This window comes from Ekhidna sp. (assembly GCF_039940915.1).
Lineage (GTDB): Bacteria > Bacteroidota > Bacteroidia > Cytophagales > Cyclobacteriaceae > Ekhidna.
This window is the reverse complement of the sequence record NZ_JBDVFO010000001.1, coordinates 363,180-380,605: the sequence shown is the minus strand read 5'-3', so window position 1 is coordinate 380,605 and position 17,426 is coordinate 363,180. Positions and strand designations below refer to the sequence as shown.

Annotated in this window: 18 protein-coding genes and 1 tRNA gene; 15 read left to right on the top strand and 4 right to left on the bottom strand. The window is 39.7% G+C overall.

What is annotated here, in order from left to right; genetic code table 11:
* Nucleotides 1-5: 5 nt before the first annotated feature.
* Together ABJF57_RS01715 and ABJF57_RS01710 are read right to left on the bottom strand one after the other, a co-directional pair.
* A complete protein-coding gene (locus ABJF57_RS01715; protein WP_462231880.1) occupies nt 6-386 on the bottom strand; it encodes a group III truncated hemoglobin in 381 nt (126 codons plus the stop codon).
* A gap of 5 nt (nt 387-391) precedes the next feature.
* Nucleotides 392-1,831: a sodium:solute symporter gene (locus tag ABJF57_RS01710; RefSeq protein WP_462231882.1), complete on the bottom strand. Its 1,440-nt coding sequence runs from the start codon at nt 1,829-1,831 to the stop codon at nt 392-394.
* A gap of 83 nt (nt 1,832-1,914) precedes the next feature.
* On the opposite strand from ABJF57_RS01710, the gene ABJF57_RS01705 reads away from it, so the two are divergent.
* Together ABJF57_RS01705 and recR are read left to right on the top strand one after the other, a co-directional pair.
* Nucleotides 1,915-2,196, top strand: coding sequence for an ATP-dependent Clp protease adaptor ClpS (locus ABJF57_RS01705; protein ID WP_462231884.1), 282 nt, complete (start codon nt 1,915-1,917; stop codon nt 2,194-2,196).
* Complete coding sequence (gene recR, locus ABJF57_RS01700) at nt 2,196-2,804, top strand: recombination mediator RecR (protein WP_462231886.1); 609 nt, start codon at nt 2,196-2,198, stop codon at nt 2,802-2,804. Before ABJF57_RS01705 ends, recR begins: the two co-directional genes overlap by 1 nt.
* On the opposite strand, the gene ABJF57_RS01695 is transcribed toward recR, so the two are convergent.
* Complete coding sequence (locus tag ABJF57_RS01695) at nt 2,801-3,007, bottom strand: hypothetical protein (protein WP_462231888.1); 207 nt, start codon at nt 3,005-3,007, stop codon at nt 2,801-2,803. The genes recR and ABJF57_RS01695 overlap by 4 nt on opposite strands.
* A gap of 30 nt (nt 3,008-3,037) precedes the next feature.
* Here ABJF57_RS01695 and ABJF57_RS01690 point away from each other — a divergent pair, with 30 nt between their 5' ends.
* The 4 genes from ABJF57_RS01690 (at nt 3,038) to ABJF57_RS01675 (ending at nt 7,299) form a co-directional block, all read left to right on the top strand.
* On the top strand, nt 3,038-4,300 hold the full coding sequence (locus ABJF57_RS01690) for a UDP-N-acetylmuramoyl-tripeptide--D-alanyl-D-alanine ligase (RefSeq protein WP_462231890.1): 1,263 nt from the start codon (nt 3,038-3,040) through the stop codon (nt 4,298-4,300).
* Complete coding sequence (locus tag ABJF57_RS01685) at nt 4,300-4,959, top strand: DUF2461 domain-containing protein (RefSeq protein ID WP_462231892.1); 660 nt, start codon at nt 4,300-4,302, stop codon at nt 4,957-4,959. The genes ABJF57_RS01690 and ABJF57_RS01685 overlap by 1 nt, the downstream gene beginning before the upstream one ends.
* A 99-nt stretch (nt 4,960-5,058) precedes the next feature.
* Nucleotides 5,059-5,133, top strand: a tRNA-Val gene (locus ABJF57_RS01680).
* A gap of 351 nt (nt 5,134-5,484) precedes the next feature.
* A complete protein-coding gene (locus ABJF57_RS01675) occupies nt 5,485-7,299 on the top strand; it encodes an OmpL47-type beta-barrel domain-containing protein (RefSeq protein ID WP_462231894.1) in 1,815 nt (604 codons plus the stop codon).
* A gap of 162 nt (nt 7,300-7,461) precedes the next feature.
* Here ABJF57_RS01675 and ABJF57_RS01670 read toward each other — a convergent pair whose 3' ends face one another.
* Nucleotides 7,462-7,815 carry a hypothetical protein gene (locus ABJF57_RS01670; protein WP_462231896.1) on the bottom strand — a complete coding sequence of 118 codons (354 nt, stop codon included), beginning with the start codon at nt 7,813-7,815 and terminating at the stop codon, nt 7,462-7,464.
* A gap of 146 nt (nt 7,816-7,961) precedes the next feature.
* On the opposite strand from ABJF57_RS01670, the gene ABJF57_RS01665 reads away from it, so the two are divergent.
* The 9 genes from ABJF57_RS01665 to tsaB all read left to right on the top strand — a co-directional run bounded on the left by ABJF57_RS01665 (nt 7,962) and on the right by tsaB (nt 17,423).
* The gene (locus tag ABJF57_RS01665) at nt 7,962-8,432 is read left to right on the top strand and encodes a YHS domain-containing (seleno)protein (protein WP_462231898.1); all 471 of its coding nucleotides are present in this window, start codon (nt 7,962-7,964) and stop codon (nt 8,430-8,432) included.
* Nucleotides 8,433-8,533: 101 nt separating this feature from the next.
* Nucleotides 8,534-9,610 (top strand): metallophosphoesterase, encoded by a 1,077-nt coding sequence (locus ABJF57_RS01660; RefSeq protein WP_462231900.1) that lies wholly within the window; start codon nt 8,534-8,536, stop codon nt 9,608-9,610.
* A 236-nt stretch (nt 9,611-9,846) separates the two neighbouring features.
* Nucleotides 9,847-10,845, top strand: a complete 999-nt coding sequence (locus tag ABJF57_RS01655) for an adenosine kinase (protein WP_462231901.1) — start codon at nt 9,847-9,849, stop codon at nt 10,843-10,845.
* 47 nt (nt 10,846-10,892) lie between these two features.
* Nucleotides 10,893-12,239 (top strand): M16 family metallopeptidase, encoded by a 1,347-nt coding sequence (locus ABJF57_RS01650; protein ID WP_462231902.1) that lies wholly within the window; start codon nt 10,893-10,895, stop codon nt 12,237-12,239.
* A gap of 18 nt (nt 12,240-12,257) precedes the next feature.
* Nucleotides 12,258-14,327, top strand: a complete 2,070-nt coding sequence (locus tag ABJF57_RS01645) for a M16 family metallopeptidase (protein WP_462231903.1) — start codon at nt 12,258-12,260, stop codon at nt 14,325-14,327.
* Nucleotides 14,328-14,466: 139 nt separating this feature from the next.
* Nucleotides 14,467-14,622 carry a 50S ribosomal protein L34 gene (rpmH, locus tag ABJF57_RS01640; protein WP_089356556.1) on the top strand — a complete coding sequence of 52 codons (156 nt, stop codon included), beginning with the start codon at nt 14,467-14,469 and terminating at the stop codon, nt 14,620-14,622.
* A gap of 12 nt (nt 14,623-14,634) precedes the next feature.
* Nucleotides 14,635-15,015, top strand: coding sequence for a ribonuclease P protein component (rnpA, locus tag ABJF57_RS01635; RefSeq protein WP_462231906.1), 381 nt, complete (start codon nt 14,635-14,637; stop codon nt 15,013-15,015).
* Nucleotides 15,016-15,083: 68 nt separating this feature from the next.
* The gene (locus tag ABJF57_RS01630) at nt 15,084-16,742 is read left to right on the top strand and encodes a S41 family peptidase (RefSeq protein WP_462231908.1); all 1,659 of its coding nucleotides are present in this window, start codon (nt 15,084-15,086) and stop codon (nt 16,740-16,742) included.
* The gene (gene tsaB, locus ABJF57_RS01625) at nt 16,743-17,423 is read left to right on the top strand and encodes a tRNA (adenosine(37)-N6)-threonylcarbamoyltransferase complex dimerization subunit type 1 TsaB (protein ID WP_462231910.1); all 681 of its coding nucleotides are present in this window, start codon (nt 16,743-16,745) and stop codon (nt 17,421-17,423) included.
* Nucleotides 17,424-17,426 lie beyond the last annotated feature (3 nt).

Below are 17,426 nucleotides of genomic sequence, written 5' to 3'. Positions count from 1 at the left end.
TCAACCTACATTCTTGCCTGATATATTTTTATAAACATGATGTTGGCAATGTTACTTGCACGCTGCTTGGCTTTCTCTGCATTTTCCCCGGAAAACAAGGTGTCAGTCGTTTGATGCCAGATGTCTACCCACTTATTGAAGTGTTCTTGTTCCAGTGAATGATGTACGGTCTTATCAACTTCCAGATGGAGTGCAAGTGGGTTCCCTTTATAAGATCCGGAAGAAAATAAAGTGGCTTCCCAGAAGCTGGCTACTTTTTGTATGTGCGGCTCCCAGTCGTCAACAAACTGATGAAATATTGGCCCAAGCATTTCATCGGTTTTGGCTTGGCTGTAAAAGGAGCTGACTAATTCATGTAAATCTTCCGATGTTTCTATATCTCGCATGTGTGTTACTTTCTACGTCTAATTAGAAACAAACCCAACAGCATAATAAGTCCATTGAGGATTAAAATTTCAAACCCAAATTTATATCCACCAAAAAGCATCTCAGAATTGAGATTAATGATGTAACTCAAAATAGGGGAGGCAATGGATATTAAGGGGACTAAATGATCTTTCACTTCCCATTTGGTGAGAATGCCAAAAGTAAAAAGCCCCAGCAGAGGGCCATACGTATAACCTGCCGCTATAAATATGGAATTGATAACACTCTGATCATTGATGGCTTGGAAAATAAGTATGACGAAGAACAAAACGATTGAAAAAGCAAAATGAACGCCAATTCTAAGTTTCTTTTTTTCTTCATAATTTTCCTTTCTGAAGCCTAAAAAATCCACGCAAAACGAAGTAGTAAGGGCTGTTAGAGCTGAGTCAGCACTAGAATATGCAGCTGCGGTAATGCCAAGTAAGAAGGTAATTGTCCCAAAAGTGGAAAAGTTGTTTACGGCCAACATGGGAAATAAATTGTCTGTGCGATCTGGCATAGCGATACCTCCAATTTCTGCATACTGGTAAAGAAGGACGCCAAGACTGAGGAATAGGAAATTGACAACAACTAATATCACACAAAACCAGAAGACATTTTTTTGAGCTTCACCAATGTTCTTGCATGTGAGGTTTTTCTGCATCATGTCTTGATCTAGCCCAGTCATGACGATGGCGATGAATGCCCCGCTAAAGAATTGCTTGAAAAAATTTCTCCCACTTTGCCATTCCCAATTGAAAATGGTGGAGCGCTCATCTTGAAAAAGGTTGGATGTGAGTTCCGTCCATGTCCATGAAAGTTCGTTTTTAATAAATACGATGCTGACAATCACCGCTATCAGCATGAAAGTTGTCTGAAGTGTGTCTGTCCAAACGATGGTTTTAATACCACCTCTAAATGTGTAAAGCCATATAAGCACTATCGTTGTAAGTACTGATGTCCAAAAAGGCAGATCAAAAGCATCGAAAAAGGCAATCTGAAGCACTCCTGCTACTAAGAAAAGCCTGAAGCTTGCCCCAATGATTCGACTAATCAGGAAAAAGAATGCTCCAGATTTATATGACCAAAACCCAAAACGTTGTTCCAAATAAGTGTAGATAGAAACTAAATTGAGCCGATAGTAGAGCGGCAGAAGAACTTTGGCTATCACAAAATAACCCACCAGATATCCAAGGACTACTTGGAAATAATAGAAATTAGAATTTGCTACCTCGCCTGGAACAGAAATGAACGTAACACCAGAAAGGGATGCGCCAATCATGCCAAAAGCGACCAAATACCATTTAGACTCTCTACTCGCAGTATAAAAGTCGGTAGACTTTGCATTTTTAGAGGTCAGCCAGGAGATTGCGATGAGCAAAAAGAAATAGCCTAAAACGATTGTACCAACGAAAATTGGATTCATGGTGTTGAATAAATATTGAGTCTGCAAATTACAAATCAAGTTGGTTCTGTTGCAATTATTAATTTTGCAGTAATTCAAGAGAGATGAGTACTGAATTTGACATAGAGGAAGAAATACTGACCGATGAAAACATCGGCAGTGAAAGTGTGCGTGATTTGATGGTCTACAATGACGACTTCAATACGTTTGATCACGTCATAGACACGCTTGTGAAAGTTTGTAAACATGATATCCACCAGGCAGAGCAGTGCACTTTTTTGATTCATTATAAGGGGAAGTGCTCGGTCAAAAAAGGCTCGTATGAGGATCTTAAACCTATGAGAGAAGAAATCACCTCTGCAGGTATAAAAGCCTCAATCGTCTAATGGAGTATCCATCAGAGTTAGTAGCACGTGCTGTTGAGGAAATATCCAGACTTCCGGGAATTGGAAAGAAAACGGCACTTCGGTTGGCTTTGCATCTTTTGAAGCAGCCTGAGAACTCCACGTTGGAATTGTCTTCCGCACTCAAAGAACTTCGGGAAAATATCAAATATTGCAAGACCTGCCACATCATAGCAGACACCGAAGAATGCACCTGCCAAAATGCCTACAGAGACGTGTCAGTGATCTGTGTGGTAGAGGACACACCGGATGTTTTGGCAATAAGAAATACTGGACAATATAATGGCTTGTTTCATGTACTTGGAGGACGAATTTCCCCAATGGATGGTATTGGCCCTGAGAATGTTAAAATTGATTCACTGATCAATAGAATCAAGTCAAATGATGAGGTAAAAGAAGTGATACTTGCCTTGAGTGCCACCATGGAAGGTGATACAACCTCATTTTATATCACTAAACTTTTAAAAGGGCTCGGGCTTAAAGTGACCACTATTGCAAGAGGTATTCCTGTGGGCAGTGAGCTGGAATTCGCTGATGAGGTAACGCTTGGTCGAAGTATAGCAACACGTACTCTTTTTAATCAAGACTAGTCCTTTCTCCTCCCTTTAGGTCTTAAATATTGAGAAAGCAGTGCCGCAATGCCGAAGGCCATTATTAAGAATATCCATCGTGGATTCCCTTCTTCGTAAGTTTTTAATAAATACCACATACTGAGCACCATCGCAAGGACGATCCCCGCAAAAGCCAGCGGTCTGATTAGTCTGGGATTCATCCTGTAAATATATGTGGTCATATTTGGCTGGTAAAAGATATTTTTGCTGCAATGGGTGATTTCATTGAATTTCTTTACTCTCGGTTTTTGCTTAGTGATGGTGTGTCTATCGATACGCGAACCATCGAGCCTAATAATTTATTTTTCGCTATCAGCGGTCCAAATTTTAATGCTAATCAGTTTGCAAAAGAGGCACTTGCAAAAGGCGCTGCCTATGCGGTGGTCGATGATGAAAGTTACGTCACTGATGATCGCATGATTCTAGCTGATGACGCTTTGAAATCCCTTCAGGATTTGGCAGCATTTCATCGCGCAAGATTTAAACGCCCCGTTCTTGCAATTACAGGATCCAATGGGAAAACAACCACAAAAGAGCTAATCAACTGTGTTCTTTCAGAAAAATACGTCGTGTATGCCACTAAGGGCAACTACAACAATCACATTGGTGTTCCCCTCACGCTATTGCATATACACCCTCAAGTTGAGATAGCTATCATTGAGATGGGGGCCAATCATGTTGGCGAAATAGCAGCCTATTGTGAGATTGCTAAACCCTCACACGGCTTGATCACAAATATTGGACGAGCGCACACCGAGACTTTCGGAGGAATTGAAGGGGTAATACGAGGAAAAAGTGAGCTATTTGATTTTATGCGAAAAACAGAGGGAACGGTATTCATCAATATGAACGATTCGATTCTTTCCAATATGGCAAAGAGATTTCCATCACCAGTTCTTTACCCACCAAAAGAATTAAAATTGGTGGCATCCATTCCATACTTGACAATTTCGCTAAATGGTGTCGAAAAGGAAACCAGAACAGTAGGTAGATATAACTACAACAATATAGCCGCAGCAGTAGCCTTAGGTAAGCACTTTGACATCCCTGATGAAAAGATACTCAAGGCGCTCGCATCATATGAGGCGGACAACGCACGGTCACAGGTGATAAAAAAAGGTTCCACGACAATTGTAATGGATGCTTACAATGCAAACCCAGATTCAATGATTGTAGCCCTGGAAAACCTGGCGGAGCAAAAAGGAGACAAGCTTGCCATACTTGGCGATATGAATGAAGTGCAGGATTCTGATGATCAGCATGCTGAAATACTAGAACATGCCAGGAAATTAGGATTGTCTCATGTACTAACCGTGGGTGAAAAAATCGGGAGAGTGGCGAATCCAAAACATCATTTTCATTCCAAAGAAGATTTAGAAGAAGAGCTTAAAAAAATGAATTTCGCCAATTCAACTGTCCTTTTAAAAGCATCTCGATCGATCAAATTAGAAAGTATTTTAAAAAGCATTTCGTAATGGATTTACAATTTACCCTTGATTTTCTATCTGACCTTGCCAAGCACAACAATAAGGAGTGGATGGATGACAACAAAAAAAGATATCAACAGGCGAAAGGTAACGTCATAGAGTTGGTTGCTGACGTTATACAAAAATCTTCAGCTTTTGACCCATCACTCACTGGCATAGACCCTCGCAAAACTTTGTTTCGAATAAATCGAGATATTAGGTTCAGTAAAAACAAAGACCCCTATAAGACCAATTTTGGTGCAGCTATTGTTGAGGGAGGTCGAAAATCAGGAAACCCAGGCTATTATCTTCACATAATGCCAGGGAATAATTTCGTTGGGGGAGGGGTATATCAACCTTCTCCGGAGATGCTTCAAAAAGTCCGTCAGGAAATTGACTACAATGGAAAAGAAGTCAGATCAATAATAGATAAGGAAGATTTCCGAAAAGTGTTTGATGAGCCGTACGGGGATGACAAACTAAAGAGAGCTCCCAAAGGATATCCAAAAGATCATGAACATATTGAACTGCTTCAGCTAAAACATTATGTTTTCATGAGTAAAATGACGGACAAGCAAGTCACAGCAAAAAACTTCTCGAATGAGGTCGCTAAGGTCTATAAAACCTTGCATCCCTTCAACTTGTTTCTAGAGAAAGCACTGGATTGAAAAATATTTCGGGTAGAGACTTGCACGGAAAGTAAAGCGGACTAAATTTGCACTCCTTTTAATCACCAAAGCGTTTGTAGCGGTGATTTTTTATTGAAAGGGCGCTTAGCTCAGTTGGTTCAGAGCATCTGGTTTACACCCAGAGGGTCGGGGGTTCGAATCCCTCAGCGCCCACATTATAAACCCTGGTTCAGGAATGAGTCAGGGTTTTTTGTTTTTATGATTCTCAAAATATTGAGGGATGAGAACCCTGGGTTCGAAATCGAGCGAAGTGAGATTCACGAGAGGAAATAGCGCATGCCAGTGCGTATGAGTAATCGCTCAAATTTGAAATTCTAATTTTCTTATCCTTATTAAATCTTGATTAATCTAATATCCATTAATCTTCATCTTTTTCACACATAGGATATTCGGATATTTTGCTAAGTAAATAGCTTATTTAATTAGGTAGATTTCACCTATATAATGAGAGTTTTTTCAGAATGATATTTGGTTATCATTATAAAAATCAAAATCAACACCACCATGAAAACCTTCAAGTTAGTTTTTTCTACTGTATTAATAGGTGTCTCCTTAGGCCTTAATGCACAAGAAGTCGCAATGACTGATAGTAAAGTGAAGCCATTAAAATCGAATTCACTTAAACCAGCTAATAAATCTTTAAAAAAGGATGTGTTACCCCAAGTTATTAAGGAAAGTGAAACTGTCTATACAGATGAGAATAGCAAGACCTATGTCAATAAAAACCTTCCCATTTATCTCAAATTTTCAACAACGCCAGACGGAGAAACTCATGACTTAAAAAGTCTAAGTCATCCTGAAGATACAGAACCATTATACCTGGACACTGAAGGCCCTAACTATATAAGAACAAAATGGGCAATAGATCCTGAAACAAAAGAATACACGTATCCATTAAGAGAAATCCAAATGGAATTGTACGCAGACAGCAAGGCGCCGGTAGTTCGACCCATCTTTAATTCAAGTGCTTCTTTCAGAAAGGATAATGTAGTGTATTATGGACATGATCTTGCCATTGAGTTTGCAGAATGGGATGAACAATCAGGAGTAAAAAATAGTTTTTGGAGCCTGAACAACAGCGAGTGGGAAACAGGTGGTGTAAACTTTGCAAACGCAAATACGGATGAATATTCATTTTCCTATTATGCTGTGGATAATGTCAACAACTACACAGAAACTGAATCTGTATCCTTTGTCTTTGACAAAACAGCACCTCAGACGAAATTGATGCAAACGGAAGATGGCACGTTCGTTTTTGGGCCAATGACACCAGTTCAATTTGAAGTTATTGAAGAACATTCGGGCGTGAAAGCCACTTATTTTCGGTTATCAGATGATGATTATAGAAAAGTTAAAACTGGTCAGGTAATGCCATCAACTTTAGAAGATGGAGAATATGAACTTTCATATTACAGTGTAGATAATGTCGTAAATGGAGAAGAACTGATAGTTGAAAATGTATACTTAGATAAGATTGCTCCTGAAACTTCTTTAGAAGCCACTTCATCATTCGCAGATGGAAACAGACTTTATGTGTCACCGAGTTCAGAGATTAGCTTGTCAGCGACGGACAACAAAGCGGGAGTAAAAGAAATCATATTTACTACCCGTGGAATTTCCAATAAAGTGTTCCAGGAATCATTTTCTCTAGAAAATTATCATGGAAAAACATCTGTGAGCTACAATGCGTCAGATGTTGTAGGGAATAATGAAGCAAGAAAGTATCAGGAGATATTTGTAGATAGCCTTCGTCCAGCTACAAAAATTGAGTTTATTGGAGATTATTTCGAAGTTGCCAATCGGTTTTACATCAACGAGTCTACGGAATTGAAATTGTCAGCTACTGATTTGAATTCAGGTATAGCGTACACAGAATATGCCGCTATAGGCAGTGATTTCAAAAACTATGGTAACCCTTTCAGGCTTACCAATGAAGGATATAATGGGATCATGTATCGCTCAATTGACAATGTAGAAAACACTGAGTACTCCAAAAGCATTGATCTCTATCTGGATAAGAAAGGGCCTGAAATTGTGTTTAACTTCAGTAATCAGCCAATCGGAGATGAGGATGGTGTGAAGGTTTACCCTATGGGGACGCGATTATTTCTTGGCGCTACCGATGATCAGTCAGGAACCAACAGTATCGCATATCAAGTGAACGATCAGAAAGAAGTGTTTTATAGTAGCCCTAAAACAATCGATATCAGTGAGAAGAAAGCATTCAAGAAAGGGCAAGTTTTCGAGGTGAAAATCACAACCACAGACTTAGTGGAGAATGTTACCACAGAGTCAATCAAGTTTAAAATTGAAGGTTAAGTACAATCTAATCTATTTTGAGAGGCCCTGGTTCAGCAATGAGTCAGGGTTTTTTGTTTTATGATTCTCAAAATATTGGGGGATGATAACACAGAGTTCGAAACGAGGGGAGGATAGCGTATGCCAGTGGGTATGAGACTTACAAACCCCGATTCAGGAAAATTAACTAACTAAATACTCTTTAGCGGTCTCTTCATCATCGAATGGTCGCATGGCACCTCCAAGTAACCGATTATATCCGGAGAGTAAAACTTTCTTAGCCCCCGTAATACCAACCACTGCACCTTTCACAGGGACGTCCTTGGATTCTTTTCCCAACTCCCGAATATAGGCTGTGAATTTTCGAGTAGCAGGTGTGTTTGAGATGTTCACAAGTCTTAAGTGATACCCTGGATCAGAGATCAAAAATTCTCTTAAGGAAGCAGCTGTCTCTAGCATCTTGGTCTCTGATTGTCCGCGATAGTCTACGTAGACGATTTCTTTTCCTTTATATTCGATTTTTTGAATTCCGGGCATATTATCTGGTTATGCGTGAATCACTAAAATAACCAGAATAAGAAAAAAACTAATTGTCTTCTTTAAGACTTGAGACGATCAAAGAATATTTTTTGATGGCCATGAAGTAGCCCACCTCGTATAGCTATCGAAACTTTAAAATAACCATGAAGAGAATCAGTATTTTATTAATTATGGCAGCAATAGTTGCCTCTTGCTCATCAGGGTCGGATGCTCCCAAAGATGAGGTGTTCAATGTGGAAGGTGTTGCTTTAGACGGCTATGATCCAGTAGCGTACTTTGAGCAAGGTGAAGCGAAGAAAGGTGTGGAAGATGAATCAGTAAATCACCAAGGCTTAGTTTATTATTTCTCCAGTACTAAAAACAGATTGTTGTTTCAGGAAAATGCGGAAAAATACCTGCCTGAGTATGGTGGGTGGTGCGCTTATGCTGTAGCCGAAACCTCCACCAAAATGCAGCCAGACCCTACACAGTGGCAAATACAAGATGGAGAACTAATGCTTTTTACCTCCAGTTGGATGACGAAATTGACTGGCAGCCTAAAGGATGAATGGAATGAAGATCCTGAAAGTTACGAAACGAAGGCAGATAACAATTGGGATACGATGAACAATTAGGCTTTGAAGAGCAATATTATTTTTTCTTCTCATTGAGAAAAAGCTATTTGTTTGTTGCTTGTATTTCTAACTTGGCAGCTTGATTTCTGAGCATTCATAAAATGGCAAGGAAGAATCAAGCAAAGACCAAGGCGATATATAGGAAACTCAACAAGCTATTTGAGGCAAGCACGACCATTGAGCTTTCTTCCAAGAAGAAGTGGGTGATCTTTTCAGACTTACACATGGGAGATGGAGGGGCAACTGACGACTTTAAGCGCAATTCTCAGCTTTTTGAAACTGTCCTGAAAAACCATTATCTCAAAGATGATTACGCCCTCATTTTGAACGGTGATGTCGAAGAGTTGCAAAGGTTTCAGCTGAAGAAAATTATTAATAAGTGGAAAGGGGTTTATGATCTTTTTGATGCCTTCAATAGCAAGGGAAATTTCTATAAGACGATAGGAAATCATGATTTAGAGTTGCAACTCATGAAAGACCTACCCTTTGATTATAAGCACTATGAATCCCTGAAGTTGAAATTCGGGGAAGACCACTTGTTTGTCTTTCACGGCCATCAGGCTAGCAAAAAGTATCAGGAGCATAATGAGCTCATTGGATTTACGCTCAAGTATTTTGCTAATCCACTTGGAATAAAAAGCTATTCAGTCTCCCACAGTAGCCAAAAACAATACAAAATAGAAAAGCAGGTTTATGGATTCTCAGCTTTCCAGAAGGTTGTTTCCATTATTGGCCATACTCACAGGCCTCTTTTTGAGTCCTTACACAAAGTAGATCGGCTGAAGTATAAGATAGAGCAGCTTTGTCGGGATTATGTAAATGCAAAAGAAGCTGGGTTGGCTTCTATCAAGGATGAAATTAAGTCTCATAAGAAAGAGCTTAAAAAACACTATAGAGAGCATAAAGATCATAGTTTTCAGAACTATGTATACAACACACTGTTTCACATTCCATGTGTTTTTAACTCTGGGTGTGTTGTAGGAAAACGTGGAATGACATGCTTGGAGATTGAAGATAATAACATACGACTCGTTCATTGGTTTGATAAAAACATCAGCAAGAAATATTTGAAAAAGGGCTATCACGCCGAACGCCTAGGTATATCAGATTTTTATCGGATGGTTATCAATGAAGAATCACTTGAGTATGTTTTTACACGGATTAAATTTTTGTCTTGATGCCTCAATATCTCTTATCGCCCTTGTAATGTTATTTTCATGGAGCTTCGCACCAAGAGTGGATTCATGCCATTATCAATTACTTTCGCAGAAAAATGTAAAAGAAATTTAAAGAGCTGGGGATGGACATCATTCCATGGACAGAAATTTCAGATTTGAAAAAAAATGATGAGCTAGGGCGTAGATGGAATGATTACAGATTATCCTGACCGAGCTTTGAGCCTAATGAACAAAAAATGAGCAAAAAATACGACGTATGCGCCATTGGCAATGCTTTGGTGGATTATGAAATTGAAGTGGAAGACCAATTTTTCGCTGACAATGAAGTAGAGAAGGGGCTAATGACATTGGTTGATGAAGAACGACAAGGCACTCTTTTGGCAGAAGTGGCAGGCAAGGTAAAGAAAAAGCAAGGGGGAGGTTCAGCCGCCAATACCATTTTCGGACTTGCTGAATTTGGAGGGAAAGGATTTTACACTTGCAAGGTGGCTGATGATTCAGATGGGACACTTTACACAAGTGATCTAATTAATGCCGGGATTGATTCAAACCTGGATCCAAGCAACCTTTACAAAGGAACAACTGGCAAATGTCTGGTGATGATCACGCCGGATGCAGAGCGAACGATGAATACATTCTTGGGAATCACTACGGATTTTTCAGTGAATGAGATAAACGAAGAGGCAATTAAAAACTCCAACTACCTATTCATGGAAGGATTTTTAGTTTCATCTCCAACAGGGCTGGAAGCAATGAAAAAAGCAAAGAAAATAGCCAATGAAAACGGTGTAAAAGTGAGTCTCACTTTTTCTGACCCTTCCATGGTGAAGTACTTTGGCGATCAAATGAAAGAAATTGTAGGAGATGGAGTTGATCTATTGTTTTGCAACATTGAAGAAGCAGAATTGTTTGCAGGAGTTGAAGGGATGGAAGCTGCAAAAGAGGCAATCAACAAGGTTGCCAAAGAATTTGTGATTACAAAAGGCAAGGAAGGAGCACTAGCTTTTGATGGAACAGCTTATCATGAAATTCAGCCGTTCCCTACAAAGGCAGTAGATGCAACTGGAGCTGGAGATATGTTTGCGGGTGCTTTTTTGTATGGCATAAACCATGGCCAGACGCATGCAGAAGCTGGAAAGCTGGCGAGTGCGGCAAGTTCAGCTGTGGTTTCTAAGTATGGCCCCAGGCTTAGCCAAAATCACATTAAAGAGATTTTATCTCAAATAGATAAGTAATAAAACTGTTTAAACAGATACTAATCAGATCTTAAACCCTATATAATATGCGAAATACCCTATCCTTAATCTGCATATTCGCTGTTCTTGGAGCATTTGCTCAGGACAAGCGAATTGATTTTGAAGAGTATGACTTGGACAATGGATTACATGTGATCCTACACCAAGACAACTCTACACCCATTGTAAATGTCTCAGTTCTTTATCATGTAGGTTCTAAAAATGAGCCAGAAGGAAGAACAGGATTTGCACATTTCTTTGAGCACTTAATGTTCGAAGGATCTCCAAATATTCCACGTGGAGAGTTTTTCAAAATAATTGAAAGTGCGGGAGGCCAGTTAAACGCCAACACCTCAAATGACAGAACATTCTACTTTGAGACGCTGCCTTCACATCAATTAGAATTAGGTCTTTACATGGAGTCTGAAAGAATGCTTCATGCCACGATTGATTCGACAGGAGTGGCTACTCAAAAAGAAGTGGTCAAAGAGGAAAAGAGATTGAGAGTAGACAATCAACCTTACGGATCCATTCTACATGAGACTTTCTCAAGAGTTTTTGAAGGTACTGCGTATGAGTGGACACCAATAGGATCTTTTGAAGACATTGATGCAGCAACAAATCAAGACTTCAAAGATTTTTTTGAAACATTTTATGTGCCAAACAATGCAACTTTATCAATTGCTGGAGACATAGACATTGACCAAACCAAAAAATTAGTTGAGAAATATTTCGGAGAAATTAAGAAAGGCACGAAAGACATCCCTCGACCGGTTGTTAAAATGAAAAAGCTCGGAGACGTACAGGCAGAAGTGTTCGATAACATTCAACTCCCTGCCGTAATCCAGGCATACCAAATGGCGGAGCAAGGATCGGATGATTACTATGCAATGCAGATGCTGACTACACTGCTTTCTGGTGGACAGAGTTCACGATTTCAGAAAGAACTTGTAGATAATCAACAACTTGCCGTAGCGGCAGGATCGTTTCCTTTTGCATTGGAAGATGCGGGTGTGTTTATTTCATTCGGAATCTTGAATATGGGCAATACCCCGGAAGACCTTCAAGCAGCTATGGATAAAGAAATTGAAAAAGCAAAGAATGAACCAATCGATGATAAAGAATTTCAGAAACTAAGAAATCAAATTGAGAACTCATTCGTGTCTTCAAATAGTTCAGTGAGAGGCATTGCTGAAAGCTTGGCTAACTACCATGTATATTTTGGTGATGCAAACCTCATAAACAGTGAAATTGATCGATACATGGCAGTGACCAAAGAAGATTTACAAAGAGTAGCAAAGAAGTACTTGGATCCAACCAATCGTGTACAGCTAGTTTACTTACCAAAGTCTTCACAGCAAAAGCCAGAGGATGAGAAGTTGGAAGATCAATAACCTATAAAAGCAACAATTATGAAACTAAGAAATATATTAACTCTCGTTCTGACCATCGGAATGATGGGCGCTTTTGCACAGGTGGATCGAAGCAAATTGCCTGAGCCAGCAGCCCCAAGACCTATAAACATCGGAGATTATGAGTCGTTTGAGCTCAAAAATGGCCTTAAGGTTTTCATCATTGAAAATCATAAGCTTCCACGAGTAAGCTATAACCTTGTTTTGGATAGAGAGCCAATCCAGGAAGGCGATAAAGTTGGTTACCTGTCAATAGTTGGCCAGATGATGAGAAGAGGAACGGAGACACGTACAAAGGAGCAAATAGATGAAGAGGTTGATTTTATCGGCGCGTCTTTGGGTGCTGGATCAAGTAGCGTATTTGCATCAGGTTTGTCTAAGTACAATGAGAAAATCCTTGAACTGATGACCGATGTAGCTTTCAATCCTGTTTTTCCAGAGGAAGAGCTTGAGAAAATAAGAAAGCAGACAATCTCCAATCTAGCGTCCAATAAGGAAAGCCCAGGTGCAATTGCCGCAAACCTAAATTCAGTTTTGGTTTATGGAAAAGATCATCCATACGGTGAAATTCAAACCGAGGAAACAACAAACAACATCACGGTAGATGATTTGAAAGCGTATCATGAAAAGTACTTCAGACCGAATATTGCATACTTAGCAATTGTCGGGGATGTAAATCCAAAAGCGATGAAGAAGTTGGTTAAAACCTATTTTGGAAGCTGGGAGGAAGGCGAGATTGATGTGCCGACTTACCAAATGCCAGCGTCTCCAGAAAAAAATATGGTGGGTATTGTAAATAGATCTAACGCAGTACAGTCGAGCATTAACATTACCTATCCAGTGATGCTTGAAATCGGATCAGAAGATCAGATCAAAGCGCGAGTCATGAATCAAATCCTGGGGGGATCTGGTTCTGCGAAACTATTCATGAACTTGAGAGAAGATAAGGGATTTACCTACGGCAGTTATTCATCGCTTTCAGCAGATGAATTGGTTGGAAGATTCAATGCAAGTGCTGAGGTGAGAAATGAAGTAACTGATAGCTCTGTGGTTCAGATTTTCTACGAGATGGATCAAGTGAAAAACGGAAACATCACGGAAGAAGAAATGAATCTTGCGAAAAACTCGATCTCTGGTAGATTTTCCCGTTCACTAGAGCAACCTCAAACGGTAGCCAACTTTGCGTTAAATACTGCTCGTTATAATCTCCCTGAAGACTACTATGCTACTTACTTACAAAAAGTACAGGCCGTATCGAAAGAAGACATTCAAGCGATGGCGCAGAAGTATTTGAAAACCGAGAATGCCTACATCAATGTGGTAGGAAAGGCTGGAGAAGTTTCAGAGAGCCTTAAGCAGTTTGGAAAAGTTACTTACTACGACACTTATGGTAACGAGGTAGATCCATCATTGATGAAATTGCCAGAAGGATTAACGGCAGAGAAAGTAATCGCAAACTACAGCAAAGCGCTAGGTGGTAATGATGCCATAAGCAAAATTGAAAATGTTTCCATGAAAATGACAGTACAAGCTATGGGACAAAACCTCAGCGGAGTACAGGTTCAGGCAAAAGGGATGAAATCTAAAATGGAAATTAGTATGGGGGGCATGGTAGCTATGTCGAATGTATCAGATGGTCTGGACGCTATCGTAATGCAAATGGGTAATAAGACACCAATGGACGAGAAGACCAAGGAAGAGCAAATTATATCCAATGCGCTTTTTAGTGAGCTTGGCTTACTAGAGTTGGGAGCAATGTTAAAATTAGAAAGTGTAGAAAAAATAGAAGGTAAGGACGCTTATGGCGTGGGTGTCACGCTTCCAAAAGGAAATAAGTATACGGTTTATTTTGATTCAGAAACTGGATTGAAGGTGAAATATTCTAAAGTGTTGGATACTCCGCAGGGGCAGTTTACACAATCAATTAGTTATTCTGATTTCAGAGAGGTGAACGGAGTTCAATTTCCATACAAAATGATTCAAAGTGTTGGGCCTCAGGTGATAACACTTACTGTAGACGAACTTTCGGCCAATCAGAACCTCCCTGATGGAACCTTCAAAGTCAATTAATTAAAATAATAATCAATTATTTGCAGAGGGCAAGGATTTATCTATCTTTGCCCTCCGTTTTTAAGAGCGAAATAGAACTATTATGAAATGAGGCCTTTACGGTCGAATTCCATGTGATAGCTGAAAAAATATAAGACACATGAAAAGGACGTTTCAACCTTCAGTAAGAAAGAAGAAAAACAAGCACGGATTCAGAAAAAGAATGGAAAGTGTGAATGGACAATCCGTGATTGCTAGGAGAAGAGCAAAAGGTCGTAAGAGACTGACTGTTTCTGACGATATTCATAAGAAGTAAAAACCACGGCCTATGGGCCTATCCAAATACAGTTTCTCTAAACCAGAGAAACTTACAGGTAAGAAAAGAATCGAGGGACTATTCAAAAAAGGTTCCTCTTTTTATTTGGGCGATTTTCAAACACGACACATTAAGTCTGAGAAAATTGGGCCTCACCAAATTCTGATATCTGTACCCAAACGAAACTTTAAAAGAGCAGTGGATCGCAATCTGCTGAAGAGAAGGATACGAGAAGCTTATCGCTTAAATAAGCACTTGTTGATCAATTCCAACGAATCGAAAAACCTTTGCATCGGTTTCATTTATCTTTCAAAACAGATTTTAACCTTTGATAACATTCAGACCCAACTAATCAAGTGCTTGGAACGTTTGGATACTATCAACACTAACTAAACCGAAGAGAGTTAAATTAGTGGCATCAATATCTTAGTCCAGATTAAGTAGGCTTAGCCCTGAACGATATGAGTAGAAAAATTAAAGTAATCCTTCCTTTTGTTGCGATTTTGGTATTTCTAACGGCTGCTATCAAGCCGCCTACAGACCGGTATTTTGAGATACTAAAGAACTTAGACATTTTCGCGACCCTCTTCAAAGAGGTAAATGCACACTACGTAGATGAAATCAACCCGACAACATTGGTGAAATCAGGAATCGATCAAATGTTGGAAACATTGGATCCTTATACCAACTACATAGCGGCTGATGATATTGAAACTTATCGCATGATGACAACTGGGGAGTATTCTGGAATAGGAGCCGTGGTTGAGCGTAAAAATGGAGTGAGTACAGTGATTATGCCCTACGAGGGATTTGCAGCATATGAGGCTGGGCTTAGAGCTGGTGATGAAATTCATGCAATCAATGGCATATCACTGGATGGGAAGTCGCAAGAGGAGGTGAGATACCTAATGAAAGGACAGTCCAATTCAGAAATTGCATTGACTGTCAAGCGGTTTGGGCAAAGTGAAATGTTTGAGGTTACTGTCAAGCGTGAAAAAATTGCGGTGGATAGCGTACCCTATGCAGGAATGGTCACCGATGATGTTGGCTATGTTAGGTTAACCAGCTTTACCCAAAATGTGGGAAGATCCATTGGCATTAAGGTGTTAGACTTAATGGAGCAAGGTGCAGATAAAATCATTTTAGACCTCAGAGGCAACCCTGGTGGACTTCTTCATGAAGCGGTAAACGTCTCCAACGTATTCATTGAAAAAGGAAGAAAAATCGTATCGCAAAAGGGAAAAGTGAGAGCCAATGATTGGACCTACAACACACTTAATGAGCCTGTAGATGCGAATATCCCGGTAGTTGTTTTAACCGACAATGGTAGTGCTTCTGCTTCTGAAATTGTATCAGGAGTTATGCAGGATTACGATAGGGGAGTTTTGATAGGTAGAAAAACATTTGGAAAAGGACTCGTTCAAATTGAACGACCACTATCCTATGATGCAGTTGTGAAGATTACAACAGCTAAATACTACACGCCAACAGGACGATGTATTCAAGCAATTGACTACAGCAATAGAAATGAAGACGGAAGTGTAGGTAAAATACCTGATTCGTTGAAGAATGAGTTCTTTACACTGAATGGTAGAAAAGTTTTTGATGGAGGTGGTATTGATCCAGATATTGAAGTTGCAAAGATCGAGTTTGCCCCAGTGACGAAAAGCTTACTTAGAAATGATCACATCTTTTACTATGCGACAGAATATTTCTATAAGAATGAAAGCATGAATCCTGAGTCTCCAAGTGAACTTAGATTAAGCAATGCAGAATATGGTGAGTTTGTGAAATGGTTGTCAGGTAGGGATTTTGACTATGAGACCAGAATGGAGAGAGAGACCAGAGATTTAATCAAAATTGCCAAAGAAGAGAAAAAATATGACAAGCTGAAATCTTACTTCGATAACCTGGAAAAAGCGGCTCAGCATAACCAAGACGAAGATCTGATAACCTTCAAAGAAGAAATAAAAATGCTGCTTGAACAAGAAATTGCGGGCCGGTACTTTTATGAGAAAGGGATCATAGAATCAACTTTTGGCAAAGATCCGGATGTTCAGGCTGCTGTATCAGTCTTGAATGATCCTGAAAGATATCAGTCCATTCTTAATTCAAACTAATTGGCTGTAATACTGAGTATAGAGACATCTACAATGGTGTGCTCGGTTGCAGTGCACCGTAATGGGGAATTGCTTTCGAGTCAGATCCATCAGGTGGAGAAGTCGCATTCATCACTGCTTCCGGGAATTGGCTTAGAAGTATGCAATGAAGCCAGCTTAGGTTTTTCCGATTTGGACGCGGTAGCTGTTTCGTCTGGTCCAGGTTCATACACAGGCCTACGTATTGGTGTATCTACGACAAAAGGCATTTGCTATACACTGAGTAAAAAAATCATTTCTATTCCTTCGTTGGAGGTAATGGCTGAAGCTGTTAGAAACAAGTTTCCTGGGGAGCATCTTCTTTGTCCCATGATGGATGCCAGAAGGATGGAGGTGTATACCCAGATTGAAGATCAAAATGGCAAAAAAGTGTGGGAGCTCGCCCCCAAAATTCTCGACGAGGATACTTTTAAGGAATTTGAGCAACCACTTTATCTATTTGGAGATGGAATGCCAAAATTCAAGGAGATAGCCAGTCAGGAAAATTTAATATTTATTGAAGATATTTTTCCTGACGCTAAGAACATGGGACGAATGGCAGAAGATAAATTCCGCAAGGAAGAATTTGAAGATATAGCTTATTTTGAGCCAAATTATCTGAAGGAGTGGCGAACTACTACACCGAAAAAACAGTTGCTGTAGGCT

Excerpts from the sequence above, each read along its gene's own strand:
- ABJF57_RS01670 (WP_462231896.1), bottom strand. The coding sequence starts at position 7,815 with ATGCCCGGAATTCAAAAAATCGAATATAAAGGAAAAGAAATCGTCTAC.
- ABJF57_RS01695 (WP_462231888.1), bottom strand. The coding sequence starts at position 3,007 with ATGACCACATATATTTACAGGATGAATCCCAGACTAATCAGACCGCTG.
- ABJF57_RS01715 (WP_462231880.1), bottom strand. The coding sequence starts at position 386 with ATGCGAGATATAGAAACATCGGAAGATTTACATGAATTAGTCAGCTCC.
- ABJF57_RS01645 (WP_462231903.1), top strand. The coding sequence starts at position 12,258 with ATGAAACTAAGAAATATATTAACTCTCGTTCTGACCATCGGAATGATG.
- ABJF57_RS01650 (WP_462231902.1), top strand. The coding sequence starts at position 10,893 with ATGCGAAATACCCTATCCTTAATCTGCATATTCGCTGTTCTTGGAGCA.
- rpmH (WP_089356556.1), top strand. The coding sequence starts at position 14,467 with ATGAAAAGGACGTTTCAACCTTCAGTAAGAAAGAAGAAAAACAAGCAC.
- ABJF57_RS01655 (WP_462231901.1), top strand. The coding sequence starts at position 9,847 with ATGAGCAAAAAATACGACGTATGCGCCATTGGCAATGCTTTGGTGGAT.
- ABJF57_RS01675 (WP_462231894.1), top strand. The coding sequence starts at position 5,485 with ATGAAAACCTTCAAGTTAGTTTTTTCTACTGTATTAATAGGTGTCTCC.
- recR (WP_462231886.1), top strand. The coding sequence starts at position 2,196 with ATGGAGTATCCATCAGAGTTAGTAGCACGTGCTGTTGAGGAAATATCC.
- ABJF57_RS01665 (WP_462231898.1), top strand. The coding sequence starts at position 7,962 with ATGAAGAGAATCAGTATTTTATTAATTATGGCAGCAATAGTTGCCTCT.
- ABJF57_RS01685 (WP_462231892.1), top strand. The coding sequence starts at position 4,300 with ATGGATTTACAATTTACCCTTGATTTTCTATCTGACCTTGCCAAGCAC.
- ABJF57_RS01630 (WP_462231908.1), top strand. The coding sequence starts at position 15,084 with ATGAGTAGAAAAATTAAAGTAATCCTTCCTTTTGTTGCGATTTTGGTA.
- rnpA (WP_462231906.1), top strand. The coding sequence starts at position 14,635 with ATGGGCCTATCCAAATACAGTTTCTCTAAACCAGAGAAACTTACAGGT.
- ABJF57_RS01690 (WP_462231890.1), top strand. The coding sequence starts at position 3,038 with ATGGGTGATTTCATTGAATTTCTTTACTCTCGGTTTTTGCTTAGTGAT.
- ABJF57_RS01660 (WP_462231900.1), top strand. The coding sequence starts at position 8,534 with ATGGCAAGGAAGAATCAAGCAAAGACCAAGGCGATATATAGGAAACTC.
- ABJF57_RS01705 (WP_462231884.1), top strand. The coding sequence starts at position 1,915 with ATGAGTACTGAATTTGACATAGAGGAAGAAATACTGACCGATGAAAAC.
- ABJF57_RS01710 (WP_462231882.1), bottom strand. The coding sequence starts at position 1,831 with ATGAATCCAATTTTCGTTGGTACAATCGTTTTAGGCTATTTCTTTTTG.